Here is a 13,328-nt window from a genome sequence, read left to right as displayed (position 1 = left end):
TGATTTTACTTGCTCCTTCTCTAGATCTCAAATGGGTTCTATAAGTTGGTTAACCTGAGTTCGGATTAAGAACATTAATCGATGGAGGTTTAGCACCAGATTCTTGAGACGAAAAATTTGTCTGAAAGCAAAATTTTTTACCCATATTCTACCTTTTGACCACATTGTTTGTTAGCTGGTACTGCTTCCATCATCTTTTGAGGATTGGGAAGATTGAGATTATTCATAAACTGGATAAAATTAGCTCGATCTCTACCCACAAAGCGAGGATTCCAGCTTTTTTCTTCACCAATAGTTGAAACTGTCTGTCCGCGATAATCATGGGCAGGATAAACTAAGGTGCTGTCGGGTAGAGTAAATAACTTGCTTGTGACTGAATTATATAGCGTACCTGCGTCACCATTTTGAAAGTCGGTGCGACCACATCCACGAATAAATAAGGCATCTCCTGTTAAGACTCTTTCTCCATTAACTAAATAAGCCATATGGCTATCGGTATGACCTGGAGTAGAGATCGCTTTAATCGTAATCGAACCTAATTTCAAGTCTTCCCGATCCTGAATATAGTGGTTGGCGCAATCAGCTTGAGCCTTGATGGGGAGAATACCTAAACAGCCAGTTAGTTCTCGTAGCTTACCTGTCGCCGTGATATGGTCAGCATGGATATGAGTTTCTAGACAGTAGCGCAGATTTAAGCCTAATTCTTGAAGCAGCCTCGAATCTCGTTCTAGCTGGTCTAAAACAGGATCGATTAATATAGCTTGTTTAATAGCTAAATCTGCTAATAAGTAAGTATAGGTGCTAGATTCGCTGTCATATAGCTGACGAAATAACATTGTCGTCTCCATTAATCTATTACATATTATGTAATTTAGTATGAGATCGCCTTGTCCAGCAGTTGCAAGCAGAATCTGAACATTTACCGTAATTTCCAGTTTTCCAAGTAGATACAGTTTAACTACACTTTCCTTTGTTCAAAAGCGGCGATTACGCTCCGCGTAGCCTTTGATCGCTGTAGGTAGAGTAGGATAAATATATTCGACTTGAGTGTTGTTCAAAAATCCTGCGCGTTCGAGACTTAAATATAGATCTTGTTTGACTCGCGCCATAGCAAAGGTGATGTTTTTAGTAGCTAATTCAGCACGCAATTCTGACAGCATATCAATTGCGGTGATATCGATTTCTACATTGGCTTCCATATTGAGAACTAACCATTCCACGGGTGTTGTTTCGGTTTCAATGGCTAAAAGCGATCGCTGTTTAAAATTCTCCGCATTAGCAAAACATAAAGGCGCATCATAGCGATATATTACCAGTCCTGGAATGGTTTTCGCTCCTTCCCAGTCATTAATATCATGAAGTCCTGCTAAATTAGGAACAGTTCCGAGTACCGCATCATGGGAACGGGCAACCCTAGAAAATAGCTCAATTACCGACAGACCAACCGCTATACCTACGCCGACTAAGATATCGGTTGCTAATACGGCAAGGGTAGTGACAACAGCCAGGAAAAATTCACTACGCCGAAATCGATATAGCCTAACAAATTCGGCAATTTCAATTAATTTGGTGGCAGCATAAATCACAATTGCCCCTAAAGCAGCTTTCGGAAATAAGCCCAACACAGGACGTAAAAACAGCAACACAATAATTACTGCTACCATTGCTACTAAGGAAAACAACTGGCTTTTGCTTCCTACTGAATCCCCAATCACGGTACGACTACCACTACCACTAATCGGAAATCCCTGTATCAGTCCATTACCAAAATTGGCTAAACCCAAAGCCAATAGTTCTTGATTGGCATCAATTTTATAGTTGTTGCGACTGGCGAATGCCCTAGCTGTCAAAACATTATCAGAATAGCCGACAATAGCAATGCCAACCGCAGCAGCAATTAAAGAACTAAAATCACGCACCGATATTTGGGGAAGGGCAAACTGGGGTAAGCCAGCGGGAATTACTCCTACCACCGCCACTCCGCGATGATCGAGATTAAAGATTGCCACGGCTGCGGTAGAGCATAAAACAGCTATCAAAGGTATGGGTGCAGTTGGAAAACGACGCTGTAAAGTAAACAGGAAAACCAAGACAGCAATGCCCAAGATTAAAGTTGGCGTATGAACTAGCTGTAACTTACTCACAAATTCGCTAATCTGACCAAAAAAAGTATCTGCTTCAATCTCAATTTTGGCAATCTTACCTATTTGTCCACCGATCATAATTAGAGCAATTCCTGCCATGTAGCCAATCAGCACAGGCTTGGAAAGTAGGTCGGCTAAAAAACCTAATCTAGCGAGATAACCTACCGTACACAGCAACCCGACAATGATTGCCAGCAACGCAGCCAGACTAACATAAGTATCACTTCCCTTTGCTGCTAAAGGCGCGATCGCTACAGCCGTCATTACTGCCGTACTGGATTCTGGCCCAACCGATAGCTGAGTCGAAGAACCAAAGATGGCATAGATAATCATCGGTGGTAAAATTGCCCACAAACCCGCTACTGGCTCAACTCCTGCTAACTCGCCATAAGCCATACATTGCGGAATTAAATATGCAGCCACTGTCAAACCCGCCAACACATCGCCTCGTAACCATTTACGGCGATAAGACAACAGTTTTCTCAAACCAGGCATTTGAATTGAGAATAAGTTTCGGGTTTTAGCTTTGGTCATGTGACGAGATCATTTATTCTCCTCTGAGGTGGGGTAGTTTATATCCTACCAGCGAAATTGTAGGGGTAGATAAGGACGAAAATCTTGCTGTCGTTGTTGAAGGTTGCGATCAAATTCAATGGTGACTAAATGATCTTTATGCTCTTTCCCTGGGAAAAATTTTAATAAGCCCTGGCGATCAATTGCCTGAGCAGCCATAGATAAGGCTGTGGTAGCAGGAATAATTATTTGTATTCCAGTTACCTGTCTCATTCCCGCAGGATGATTAATTGGTTGAGTATGGTGCTTCTGGTTAAAAGGTACTACGAATAGAAGCGGCTCAGATGGATTTGTATCCGCAGCAATATCAATCTGAAGCGGTTTTGGTAGATAAGGTGGCTTGTATGTCCAAGTTTTAAATGGTAACACCAAATCTGGTGCCTGACGACGAAAAGCAACACCAAAAGGAGAGTAGCCAGTTTGTTGATAATTGCATCTTTCCTGAAGATGGGTTGGGGCAATAATTGGGCTAGATACTTCCGTTTCATCGACAATAAACAATAATTCCAACATGAAATTCTGCCAGAAGATACACTGATTAGCCGTACCTTGTCCAGGATGAGTATTGGAACGACCTTTAATAAGTCCCAAGTCTAATAAGTGTTCTAACTCTAGTGCCTTTACTTGGGAACAGATAAACAAATGGTCTAGCTCAATAGTCATTAAAATGATGCTGCGTATAGTTTATGCGTTTATTTGGATTTATTTTAATTTAATTCCTTGATATTAAGCTTGCTGTATTATCTGCCTGAACTCTGAGCGAGTTTTATCTGTAAGAAATTGTTTCTCTAAGACTTGCCATTCTAGCCATTTTTGAAATCTAGTTTTTGAGAGTAAATCAGCTAGTTCGGGCAATTTTTTGGTGATTGGCGATCTCGGAGCGTAGGCGGAGCCTAATCGCAATACTTTTTCTAGTACCTCGATCAAAACATGAAGATCTTGAATCTCTCCCAAAATTTCTTGAACTGCTTCTACTTGTTTTAGGTAAAGATGATAAGTCTCTCCGTAGCATTGAGCAAATAACTCTAAACTATAGCGAGTTCTCTTGGCTGATTTACGTAGATCGTGCAAATAAACGTCTTCTGATTTTAAAAGTCGATCTGTTGCATCCAGATTAGAAATTTCCAGAAATTTTAATTCTCCCTGTTGAAGTTCTACTCCCACTAACCAGCCTGGATGCAGTAAAAATTGGGACACTGAAGGTAAAAGCAGATCTGGCAGCACAAAATTAAGAGAATAATCTCCAGATACCGTATATTTTGGTTGCTCAAGCCAATCATTTAGTTCCTGCTTAAAATTCAAATATAGTTTGCTGTTGAGAGTTTTACGTACCTGTGCTAGTTTATGTTTACGTTTTTTACTCAGATGTTGGAGTGCTTTATCTAAATTTTTCTGCTCTTTAGTTGATAGTAGCGGTCGATAGTTATCTGTTAAGACAGATAGCAAAACATCCAAATCTCTGAGTTTACCTAAAGAATGCCCAATTTTAACCGTGTTTTTAATCGTCACGCTCTTTGGTAAATCCATCGCCAAATCCAAAAAGTGCGATCGCACTTTGTATACGTCTCATGCCTACTCGCATTTGATGTAGGTCTTCGGGATCTCGATCTTTTATTACTCCAGCTTCATGCTTAAATATTCGGCGACTGTGTTTAGCGATCGCCTCGTGGGCTAATTCTTTTAAAGTAATTACACTATTGCTATCGCTCATCATTAAATTAAAATTGATTAAGGAAACGCAGATCGCTATTGTATAAACGGCGAATATCGTCAATTTGATGTAATACCATGGCAAATCTTTCCACCCCAAAACCTGCTGCAAAACCTGTATAGATTTCAGGATCGTAACCGACGGCTTCTAAAACGTTGGGGTCAACCATTCCACAACCCATAACCTCTAACCATTGTCCTCGCCACTGCACATCTACCTCTGCTGAAGGTTCGGTAAAAGGAAAATAACTAGTGCGAAATTGTACGGGTAAATCGTCGCCAAACATTTGCTGGAGAAATACTTTAATCGTGCCTTTCAGGTCAGTAAATTTTAAGCCTCGGTCAATCGCCAAAATTTCTACCTGATTAAACACCGCAGAATGGGTGGCATCCACAGTATCTCGACGATATACCCGACCAGGAGCAATAATTCTAATCGGTGGCTGATGATTTTCCATGTAGCGAATTTGTACTGAGGAAGTATGGGTGCGTAATAAATTTCCCCCAGGCAAATAAAAAGTATCCTGCATGTCTCTGGCGGGATGATCCGCAGGAGTGTTGAGCGCCTCAAAATTGTAATAATCCGTCTCTATTTGTGGTCCTGTGGCCACGGTATAGCCCAACCCCACAAAGATATCTAGCACTCGATCTACTACACCGTTAAGGGGGTGAATGCGCCCCAAAGGACGATTTACCCCAGGCATAGTCACATCGATGCTTTCTGCCTTAATTTGCGCCTCTATCTGTGCTTGCAGGAGGTTGTGTTTACGCTGTTCGAGACTGGTTTGCACTTCTTCCTTAACTACGTTAGCCTGAGAACCAACCACAGGTCTTTCTTCTGGAGATAATTTACCCATCCCGCGCAAAATTTGCGATAGTTCGCCTTTTTTACCCAAATACTTAAGTCTTAGCTGTTCGAGGTCATCTAAGCTATTGCTAGAAGCGATCGCCTTGACAGCGACGGTATTTAATTCGGTTAGTTGTTCGAGGATCGAAGTCATTCAGGATAATTAATTCAGTCGAAGTAAAGGTTGAGACTACAAGTAATTATCTCGCGCAGAGGGGCAAAGACGCAAAGAGATTAAGAAATATTGCTCAATGTAAGCCTACAGCCGAGTTTAATACTTTGTTAAATCGATCTTATCGCTGGAGCGAAGCTGCTTTATGCTCTAAGCCTACCGCATCCCCAAGATAATCTAAACCTTGTTCGTCTAGTTTAGATAACAAACCCGATAGCACCTGGTTAACCATCCAAGGGCCTTCATATACCCATCCTGTATAAATCTGGAGGATACTCGCCCCAGCAATAATTTTCGCCCAGGCATCATCAGCATTAAAAATGCCACCAACGCCAATTATGGGTAGCTTTCCTGCTGTTTCTTGATAGATAAAACGGATTACTTCAGTCGAGCGTTGTTTTACTGGCAAACCACTAATACCACCCGCTTCATCTTGGATACTCTTGCCTGTCTCTTTTAAAATCTTGGTATTCAAACCATCACGGCGGATTGTGGTATTGGTAGCAATCACCCCAGCAAGATTGTAGTTAGTCGCTAAGTCCAGAATATCTTTGATGTCATTCCACTCAAGATCTGGAGCAATTTTGATTAGAATCGGCTTTTGCTGGGTGTTGGACTGCTGTAAACCCGCTAAGATTGGTTCTAACTGTTCACCTGACTGGAGCGATCGCAATCCTGGCGTATTAGGTGAACTGACATTAATTACAAAGTAATCTGCCACATCCTGTAAATATTTAAAGCTGCCCACATAATCTGCTGCTGCCTCATTTAAAGCTGCGATTTTTGATTTACACAAATTAATCCCAATCGGTATACTGCGGGGTTGTCTGTTCCAAGTTTGTCTTAAAGTATCCGCCATCACTGCTGCACCGAGATTATTTGCACCCATGCGATTAAGTGCCGCTTGGTCTTCTGGGAGACGAAACATACGTGGGCGAGGATTTCCTGGTTGAGAGTGGAGAGTGACAGCACCCAATTCGGCAAAACCAAAACCAAAGCTACTCCACATTCCTGCTGCTGTGCCGTCTTTATCAAAACCTGCTGCCAGCCCCAGAGGATTGTTAAAATCTAATCCCCAGAGAGTTTGTTGTAGACGATTATCTTGAACACAAAAAGATTTTTCTAATTGTCTAATTGCCAAACTACCCCACACAGAATGACGGTTAACTTCTAGGTTATTCAATGTTTTCAGCATCTGACGATGAGCCGTCTCAGGATCGCTTTTAACAGTAGCCAAAAGCAAAGGATAAAAAGGTTTGGTGAAGTTGAGCATTGTGTTTTTAACTAACAAATTAATTAGCTCTAAGCTTTAAGCTTTCAGTTTAAAATAGCGATCAAAATAATCACAACCATCAAGATTAAAACCTGATGGTTGTCTAATAATACCTACATTGAATTAGGGAATTAATGATTTGATATATTTAGGAAGTTGCGATCGCTTTAGGCTTAGGCTTCTACTTTAACTCCTTTCCAAAAAGCTACGTACCCTTTAATATTATTGGCTTTTTCTTTAGTTTCAGGATAATACCAGGCAGCATCGGGGTTTTCTTTGCCATCAACTACCAACGTATAGTAGCTTGCTTGACCCTTCCACGGACAGCTAGTATGGGTTGAACTAGCTTTAAAAAACTCTTGATTAATTGAATCTGGGGGAAAATATTGATTTCCTTCTACTACTTCTGTGCGATCGCTTTGGGCTAAAACTTGACCATTCCAAATTGCTTTTGGCATTTTTTTTGATTTCAACTCTTTATTTAAACAATTACCAACAAAATTAATTTTATGATGACCAGCTACCAGCCACCAAATTTACTTTTAAAAGCTTATAACTTATAGCTTATAGCTAAAAGCAAAGCTCGTTTACCAGTTACTCCAGCCTAATTTTTGCTCTGTACCTAATTGACGTTTATCTAAAATAGACTGATATTCAGCAGAACTCCCCCAGCGTTCGATTTCCCTAGCGCGAATCACGGGAACAGGATGAGTTAATTGCGCCGTTTGGGCAGCCTGAAGCATTTCCCCCAAACTATCTGTACCTATAGAATCGTAGGCCTTAGCCTGTTCGATAAAGGCATCAAGATTCAACTGGGGTGCGAGAGTTGGCGATCCACCTGCCAACTTCATTAAAACAGACATGACTACTTTGGGATCTTGAATAGCTAGTAGTGCTGCGCGATCGCAACTAAATTCAGCACAGCGAACCCATTGCAGCATTTGATCCTGTAATGACTGAGCCAACACTGTTCCCCAAGGTGGCAGCAGATTAGCGGCTAATACTACTAGATTTGCCATGGTTAAATAAACTCCATGTTCGCACTTCAAATGTCCTAATTCGTGAGCAATCACCGCCTGGATTTCTTCAGGAGTGAGCATTTCAATTAAGGATGTATGCAGCACCACAAAAGGCTGTTTCCCCCTCATGGCGAAGGTGTAGGCGTTGGGAGTCGGATTTTGCTGTATATAAAGCTGGGGTGGTTCTAGATCGAGGATCTCACAGGCTTCAATTAATAATTTATGCAGGTGAGGTAGCTGTTTTTCACTGACTAAAACACTTGAGGCAATATTATTGAGATAGAAAAATTGTTCCGCTACCGAACCCAAAACACTCCGAATTGCGATATCTATCCCTGGTAGCTGCTTCAGGGTATTAGTAGCCTGTAAATCGAGGGGATGACGAAAGCGATCGGCTTTTAGACCAATTAAAGCTTGTTTTGATAAATTCATGAGTAAGATCTAACAATTAGGACAGTAGCTAACTTTCCAATACAACTAGCTGTGGTACTTTAGATCTTAGTATTTTCGAGATATTTTTGCTTGATTTGATCCTCAATAATTATTGTTGGAGCGAGCGATCGCTTGACTGTATGGAAATAACCAGAATAATTGAATTTGATATTTTAAAAGATAGACATCAGCATAATTTGAAGATTTTTTCTTTAGGTAAACCAGCTCTAGTAATCCTTTTACTGACTTGCCTTCAACCGTTGCCATGTTTAGCTCTGCCTCCTGCACATGATGTTCCCGAAGAAATTTTGCGTACCGAGGTCATTTTGGGCGGGCGATCGCCTGTAGATGGAAAGCCTTTGTCAGCTAGTGAATACGAGGAACTAGAGGCAGAGCTAACAGAAGCGCGTTTTCAGCCAGAAATCAAGGGAGATATCCAGCAACTTATCTTTTTGCTACAAATTAGAAAACTGATTAAAACTATAATTCCTTTCTATTAAAGTATTTTGGCTAAAAAATAAGAATTTATTTGTATTGTGCTTAAAACTAGTTAAAGTATTCATACAAACGCTATAAATAAAACTACCACTTTAATTTTCTGACTGGCTTTAATTAATGCCTGTTCAGCATCTCTTTTAACAAACTGACCACATAAATATACACCCCTGATATTGATACTTTGATGTCTCTTACCATTGCTCCCGAACAAGTCAATCAGATCGTTCATAATCTTCACCATAATCCTTTTGAGGTATTGGGTCGCCATCCTTATAAAGAGAACGGAAAAGTTCAAAGCTGGGTAATTCGTGCCTATCTTCCCGATGCTTCTGCTGCCTGGGTAGTTTGCCCCGAAGAAAGAACCGAGTATCCCATGCAACCAATGCATAACCCTCATTTTTTTGTTTGTGTAGTCAAAAATCCTGAGCTGGCTAACTACCAATTACGGATCAAAGAAGGAGATAGCGAAAGAGTTATTTACGATCCCTACGCCTTTGATTCACCTAGGCTGACAGAGCTTGATATTCATCTTTTTGCGGAAGGAAATCATCATCGTATTTACGAGAAATTGGGCGCACACACTGCCAAAATAGACGGTGTTACTGGGGTATATTTTGCTCTTTGGGCTCCTAATGCTCGCAATGTCTCTGTATTAGGCGATTTTAATAGCTGGGATGGTAGAAAGCACCAGATGCGCAAAGGCAATAGCGGCATTTGGGAATTATTTGTGCCTGAAATAACTTATGGTGCTGCTTATAAATATGAGGTAAAAAACTGGGAAGGGCATATCTATGAAAAATCCGACCCTTATGGTTTTCAGCAAGAAGTTAGACCTAAAACAGCCTCAATTGTGGCTAATCTTGACAGCTATCAATGGAACGATGCCGAATGGATGGAAAAACGTCGTCGCAGTACTCCTTTAGAACAACCAATCTCAATCTATGAACTGCATTTAGGCTCTTGGATGCACGGTTCGGTAGATGAACCAACCAAGCTACTTTCTGGAGCGGGCGAACCAGTGGTTGTGTCCGAATGGAAACCGAAGGCACGTTTTCTAAGCTATTACGAATTAGTAGATAAGCTGATTCCTTACGTCAAAGAATTAGGCTATACCCATATTGAAGTGCTACCTGTTGCCGAACATCCTTTTGATGGTTCATGGGGATATCAAGTAACAGGATACTATGCTCCAACTTCTCGCTTTGGCAACCCTGAAGATTTCATGTACTTAGTCGATCAGTGTCATAACAATGGCATTGGCGTAATTGTTGACTGGGTTCCTGGTCATTTCCCCAAAGATGGTCACGGTTTAGCCTTTTTTGATGGAACTCACCTCTACGAACATAGCGATCCGCGCAAGGGTGAACACAAAGAATGGGGAACTCTTGTTTTTAACTACCATCGCAACGAAGTACGTAACTTTCTAGTAGCAAACGCTCTTTTCTGGTTCGATAAATATCATATCGATGGCATTAGAGTTGATGCTGTAGCCTCGATGCTTTACCTTAACTACTGTCGTAAAGATGGAGAGTGGATTGCCAACGAATATGGTGGTTGTGAAAACATCGAAGCTGCAAATTTCTTACGTCAAGTCAACAGCCTCTTGTTTAGTTATTATCCTGGAATATTGTCCATTGCTGAAGAATCGACTTCCTGGCCAATGGTTTCTTGGCCTACCTATACTGGTGGCTTAGGCTTTAACATGAAGTGGAATATGGGCTGGATGCACGATATGTTGGATTATTTCAACATGGATCCTTGGTTTCGCCAATTTCATCAGAACAATCTAACTTTTAGTATGTGGTATCACCATAGCGAAAACTACATGCTTGCTCTATCTCATGATGAGATTGTTCACGGGAAGAGCAATATCATTGGTAAGATGCCTGGAGACGAATGGCAGAAATTTGCTAATGTGCGTTGTCTATTTGGTTATATGTTTACCCATCCTGGCAAGAAGACTATGTTTATGAGCATGGAATTTGCCCAGTGGAGTGAATGGAATGTTTGGATAGATTTAGAATGGGATTTACTAAACTATCATCGTCATAAAGCTTTGAAGCAGTTTTTTGCTGACCTGAATAGAATCTATAAGAGCGAGCCTGCACTATATAGTCAAGATTTCGAGGAAGCAGGTTTTCAATGGATCGACTGTAGTGATAATCGTCATAGCGTCGTGGCATTTATTCGTCGTGGTCAAGATGCTAATGAATTTATAGTTGCCGTCTGCAATTTCACTCCTCAACCCCATAGTCACTACCGCATTGGTGTTCCTGAAAAGGGTTTTTATACCGAAATATTTAATAGCGATGCTGGTAAGTATGGCGGTAGCAATATGGGTAACTATGGCGGTAAATGGACAGATGACTGGTCTTGCCACAATATGCCTTTTTCGTTAGATCTCTGTTTGCCTCCTCTGGGTGTTTTGATGCTGAAGCTAGACCGCAAGAAAACTCAGGCAGCTTTGCAAGGAAATTAATTAGACTACCTTGTTTATGCTGAAAATGGAGTCAATATGAATGAGCAACTGTCTCAATTGATCGAACACCTTGTAGCTCGTTTGCGCTCAATTCAAGGAATTTCTGCGATCGCTTTAGGAGGTTCAAGGGCAAGAGGCAACTATACCCAGAAGTCAGATGTGGATATAGGAATTTATTACGAATCAGAAAGTTCATTTGATCTGATCGCTCTAAATCACCTTGCCTCTGAACTTGACGATCACCACCGCGCCAATTTAATCACTTCAATTGGTGAATGGGGAAGATGGATCAATGGTGGTGGTTGGCTAAAAGTAGAAGGTGTATCTGTAGATTTGCTCTACCGAGATTTGGCTCAGGTTAGCTGTGTAATTGATGATTGTCAAGCAGGAAAAATTACGATTGATTATCAACCTGGACATCCTCATGGCTTTGTCTCCTCGATTTATATGGGTGAGGTTGCCATTTGTCTACCACTTCACGATCCCGATCGCTTTTTAGACACTCTCAAGGCTAAAACAAAACCCTACCCGATTGAGCTTAAACAAGCCACGATTAATAAGTTTGCTTGGGAAATTAGTTTTTCATTATCTATTGCCCGAAAGGCAGTTATACGCGGTGATGTTGCCTATGCAGCAGGTTGTTGTTTTCGTAGTGTGGCTTGTATGAATCAAGTATTATTTGCCCTTAATGAAGAGTACCTATTGAATGAGAAAGGCGCAGTGGCAATTGCCAAAAGCTTTGCGCTTTGCCCAAAAAACTATCAAGAACGGATTGAGAACGTGTTTGCTTTGTTATCAGTTGAGGCAAAATCAATCATAGATGCGATCGCTATTCTGGATAGAATTGAGCAGGATTTAAGCCAATGGTATGGTAATCGTCGGTTAGCCGTGTAAATTCTAGGATGTTCACTTGACGACTCATTGCTTTTTCTCCTGAATAAGAATTTATTATTCAGGTAAAGTACTAAAAACTTTTCTAACAGACTGTTGTGCTTTAGATTCTAATAACTGCCAGTCTATCTCTCCTAAATCATCTAAAAGACGAGTGTCTATTTCGACGGGATAAGCAGCTTCATTCTCTTGACTAAATATGTGTTGAATTGGCTCATATTCTTGAAAACAAACTTTGTAACAAAGTTCCCAAATATCAATTTCTATTTGATAATTAGCGGAAGTAAGACAAAGATGATAACCAGGAATAGGTGCTGTAACTTCCTTATATGTTCCTTTCCAATGAGAATTTTCGATTTCCTTACGAATATTGTCTACAACCCTGAGCATAGCTGGCTGCATCAACACCTGAGCTTGTTCCCATGCTAACGTATTTTTAAAAGTTGGTTTCATTATTCTTGAGCCATAAGTAATTAGCTATAAGTTTTAAGCTACTACAGACAGGGCAAGATCACACCGCCTAGTTACATAATTGAAAATATTGGTAGAGATTAAATTCAATGGTATGGGTAGAACAACAAGGCTGTGACCAAAGTTGTTTAAAATAATGATATAGAGAGTATTCAATGGTGAAATGGTGACGGTAGAAAATGGTTAATTTGGCTGTGATTGACTACGATACGGGAAATCTGCATTCTGCTTGCAAAGGTTTGGAGAAGGCTGGTGCAGTGCCTCACATAACTAATGCTGCGGTCGATATTTTGGCTGCGGATGCCGTTGTTTTACCAGGAGTGGGAGCATTCGATCCTGCCATGAGAAATATTAGAGAGCGTAATTTGGAAGAGACAATTAAGCAAGTCGTTGCTAGCGGGAAACCGTTTTTAGGTATTTGTGTAGGACTACAGCTTTTGTTTGAAGGATCGGCTGAAGGAACTGAACGAGGATTGGGGATTGTTCCTGGTATGGTGCGTCGCTTTAAAAACGAGCCTGGAATTACGATTCCGCAGATTGGTTGGAATCAACTTAAGTTTAACCAACCCGATCATCAGCTTTGGCAAGATTTGCCCCAAGATCCTTATGTTTATTTTGTCAACTCGTTTTATGCCGACCCCCAAGAGTCTCAATTTAATTCGGCGATGGTGACTCATGGTTCACAAACGGTAACAGCAGCGATCGCCCATGATAATCTTATGGCAGTTCAGTTTCATCCAGAAAAGTCTTCGGAAAATGGTTTAAAGATTCTGGCTAACTTTGTCAGCCTAGTGCAAAATCAAAAAAGTTAAGGGATGT

Annotated in this window: 15 protein-coding genes; 4 read left to right on the top strand and 11 right to left on the bottom strand. The window is 40.9% G+C overall.

The features are described 5' to 3' along the window. Window positions 1-137: 137 nt before the first annotated feature. From C7B62_RS02010 to C7B62_RS26005, 10 genes are all read right to left on the bottom strand, one after another. Window positions 138-836, bottom strand: coding sequence for an MBL fold metallo-hydrolase (locus C7B62_RS02010; RefSeq protein ID WP_106232935.1), 699 nt, complete (start codon window positions 834-836; stop codon window positions 138-140). Window positions 837-974: 138 nt separating this feature from the next. Then, the gene (locus C7B62_RS02005) at window positions 975-2,678 is read right to left on the bottom strand and encodes a SulP family inorganic anion transporter (protein WP_106232934.1); all 1,704 of its coding nucleotides are present in this window, start codon (window positions 2,676-2,678) and stop codon (window positions 975-977) included. A 45-nt stretch (window positions 2,679-2,723) separates the two neighbouring features. Beyond that, window positions 2,724-3,380 carry a glyoxalase-like domain protein gene (locus C7B62_RS02000; protein WP_106232933.1) on the bottom strand — a complete coding sequence of 219 codons (657 nt, stop codon included), beginning with the start codon at window positions 3,378-3,380 and terminating at the stop codon, window positions 2,724-2,726. A 63-nt stretch (window positions 3,381-3,443) separates the two neighbouring features. Further along, window positions 3,444-4,244, bottom strand: a complete 801-nt coding sequence (locus C7B62_RS01995; protein ID WP_255413974.1) for a CHAD domain-containing protein — start codon at window positions 4,242-4,244, stop codon at window positions 3,444-3,446. Further along, the gene (locus C7B62_RS26765) at window positions 4,216-4,431 is read right to left on the bottom strand and encodes a CHAD domain-containing protein (protein ID WP_255413973.1); all 216 of its coding nucleotides are present in this window, start codon (window positions 4,429-4,431) and stop codon (window positions 4,216-4,218) included. The genes C7B62_RS01995 and C7B62_RS26765 overlap by 29 nt, the downstream gene beginning before the upstream one ends. Window positions 4,432-4,435: 4 nt before the next feature. After that, the gene (gene pheS, locus C7B62_RS01990) at window positions 4,436-5,428 is read right to left on the bottom strand and encodes a phenylalanine--tRNA ligase subunit alpha (RefSeq protein ID WP_106232932.1); all 993 of its coding nucleotides are present in this window, start codon (window positions 5,426-5,428) and stop codon (window positions 4,436-4,438) included. 139 nt (window positions 5,429-5,567) lie between these two features. Then, the gene (locus C7B62_RS01985; RefSeq protein ID WP_106232931.1) at window positions 5,568-6,719 is read right to left on the bottom strand and encodes a quinone-dependent dihydroorotate dehydrogenase; all 1,152 of its coding nucleotides are present in this window, start codon (window positions 6,717-6,719) and stop codon (window positions 5,568-5,570) included. 173 nt (window positions 6,720-6,892) lie between these two features. After that, window positions 6,893-7,177 (bottom strand): DUF427 domain-containing protein, encoded by a 285-nt coding sequence (locus C7B62_RS01980; protein ID WP_106232930.1) that lies wholly within the window; start codon window positions 7,175-7,177, stop codon window positions 6,893-6,895. Window positions 7,178-7,306: 129 nt separating this feature from the next. After that, complete coding sequence (locus tag C7B62_RS01975) at window positions 7,307-8,170, bottom strand: M48 family metallopeptidase (protein ID WP_106232929.1); 864 nt, start codon at window positions 8,168-8,170, stop codon at window positions 7,307-7,309. A gap of 102 nt (window positions 8,171-8,272) precedes the next feature. After that, a complete protein-coding gene (locus tag C7B62_RS26005; protein WP_199194033.1) occupies window positions 8,273-8,437 on the bottom strand; it encodes a hypothetical protein in 165 nt (54 codons plus the stop codon). Between C7B62_RS26005 and C7B62_RS01970 the strand changes: the two genes are divergently transcribed. The 3 genes from C7B62_RS01970 to C7B62_RS01960 all read left to right on the top strand — a co-directional run bounded on the left by C7B62_RS01970 (window position 8,431) and on the right by C7B62_RS01960 (window position 12,041). Continuing rightward, on the top strand, window positions 8,431-8,670 hold the full coding sequence (locus tag C7B62_RS01970) for a hypothetical protein (RefSeq protein ID WP_233219770.1): 240 nt from the start codon (window positions 8,431-8,433) through the stop codon (window positions 8,668-8,670). The genes C7B62_RS26005 and C7B62_RS01970 overlap by 7 nt on opposite strands. Before the next feature lie 182 nt (window positions 8,671-8,852). Further along, window positions 8,853-11,147 carry a 1,4-alpha-glucan branching enzyme gene (gene glgB / locus C7B62_RS01965; protein ID WP_106232928.1) on the top strand — a complete coding sequence of 765 codons (2,295 nt, stop codon included), beginning with the start codon at window positions 8,853-8,855 and terminating at the stop codon, window positions 11,145-11,147. A gap of 36 nt (window positions 11,148-11,183) precedes the next feature. Then, window positions 11,184-12,041: a nucleotidyltransferase domain-containing protein gene (locus tag C7B62_RS01960; RefSeq protein ID WP_106232927.1), complete on the top strand. Its 858-nt coding sequence runs from the start codon at window positions 11,184-11,186 to the stop codon at window positions 12,039-12,041. Between the two features lie 54 nt (window positions 12,042-12,095). Here the strand turns inward: C7B62_RS01960 and C7B62_RS01955 are convergent, their stop codons facing one another. Next, window positions 12,096-12,491 carry a hypothetical protein gene (locus C7B62_RS01955; RefSeq protein ID WP_106232926.1) on the bottom strand — a complete coding sequence of 132 codons (396 nt, stop codon included), beginning with the start codon at window positions 12,489-12,491 and terminating at the stop codon, window positions 12,096-12,098. 197 nt (window positions 12,492-12,688) lie between these two features. On the opposite strand from C7B62_RS01955, the gene hisH reads away from it, so the two are divergent. Further along, entirely contained in the window at window positions 12,689-13,321 is a 633-nt protein-coding gene (gene hisH, locus C7B62_RS01950; RefSeq protein ID WP_106232925.1) for an imidazole glycerol phosphate synthase subunit HisH, read from the top strand. Window positions 13,322-13,328 lie beyond the last annotated feature (7 nt).

The sequence above is a fragment of the Pleurocapsa sp. CCALA 161 genome, assembly GCF_003003995.1.
Taxonomy (GTDB): domain Bacteria; phylum Cyanobacteriota; class Cyanobacteriia; order Cyanobacteriales; family Xenococcaceae; genus Waterburya.
The sequence above is the reverse complement of the archived record's forward strand: the minus strand, read 5'-3'. Positions and strand labels throughout refer to the sequence as shown.

Coding starts and splice junctions, on each gene's coding strand:
- C7B62_RS26765 (WP_255413973.1), bottom strand. CDS start 4,431: ATGATGAGCGATAGCAATAGTGTAATTACTTTAAAAGAATTAGCCCAC.
- C7B62_RS01980 (WP_106232930.1), bottom strand. CDS start 7,177: ATGCCAAAAGCAATTTGGAATGGTCAAGTTTTAGCCCAAAGCGATCGC.
- glgB (WP_106232928.1), top strand. CDS start 8,853: ATGTCTCTTACCATTGCTCCCGAACAAGTCAATCAGATCGTTCATAAT.
- C7B62_RS01995 (WP_255413974.1), bottom strand. CDS start 4,244: ATGGATTTACCAAAGAGCGTGACGATTAAAAACACGGTTAAAATTGGG.
- C7B62_RS01985 (WP_106232931.1), bottom strand. CDS start 6,719: ATGCTCAACTTCACCAAACCTTTTTATCCTTTGCTTTTGGCTACTGTT.
- C7B62_RS02005 (WP_106232934.1), bottom strand. CDS start 2,678: ATGACCAAAGCTAAAACCCGAAACTTATTCTCAATTCAAATGCCTGGT.
- C7B62_RS02000 (WP_106232933.1), bottom strand. CDS start 3,380: ATGACTATTGAGCTAGACCATTTGTTTATCTGTTCCCAAGTAAAGGCA.
- C7B62_RS01975 (WP_106232929.1), bottom strand. CDS start 8,170: ATGAATTTATCAAAACAAGCTTTAATTGGTCTAAAAGCCGATCGCTTT.
- C7B62_RS01960 (WP_106232927.1), top strand. CDS start 11,184: ATGAATGAGCAACTGTCTCAATTGATCGAACACCTTGTAGCTCGTTTG.
- C7B62_RS02010 (WP_106232935.1), bottom strand. CDS start 836: ATGTTATTTCGTCAGCTATATGACAGCGAATCTAGCACCTATACTTAC.
- C7B62_RS26005 (WP_199194033.1), bottom strand. CDS start 8,437: ATGGCAACGGTTGAAGGCAAGTCAGTAAAAGGATTACTAGAGCTGGTT.
- C7B62_RS01955 (WP_106232926.1), bottom strand. CDS start 12,491: ATGAAACCAACTTTTAAAAATACGTTAGCATGGGAACAAGCTCAGGTG.
- hisH (WP_106232925.1), top strand. CDS start 12,689: ATGGTTAATTTGGCTGTGATTGACTACGATACGGGAAATCTGCATTCT.
- pheS (WP_106232932.1), bottom strand. CDS start 5,428: ATGACTTCGATCCTCGAACAACTAACCGAATTAAATACCGTCGCTGTC.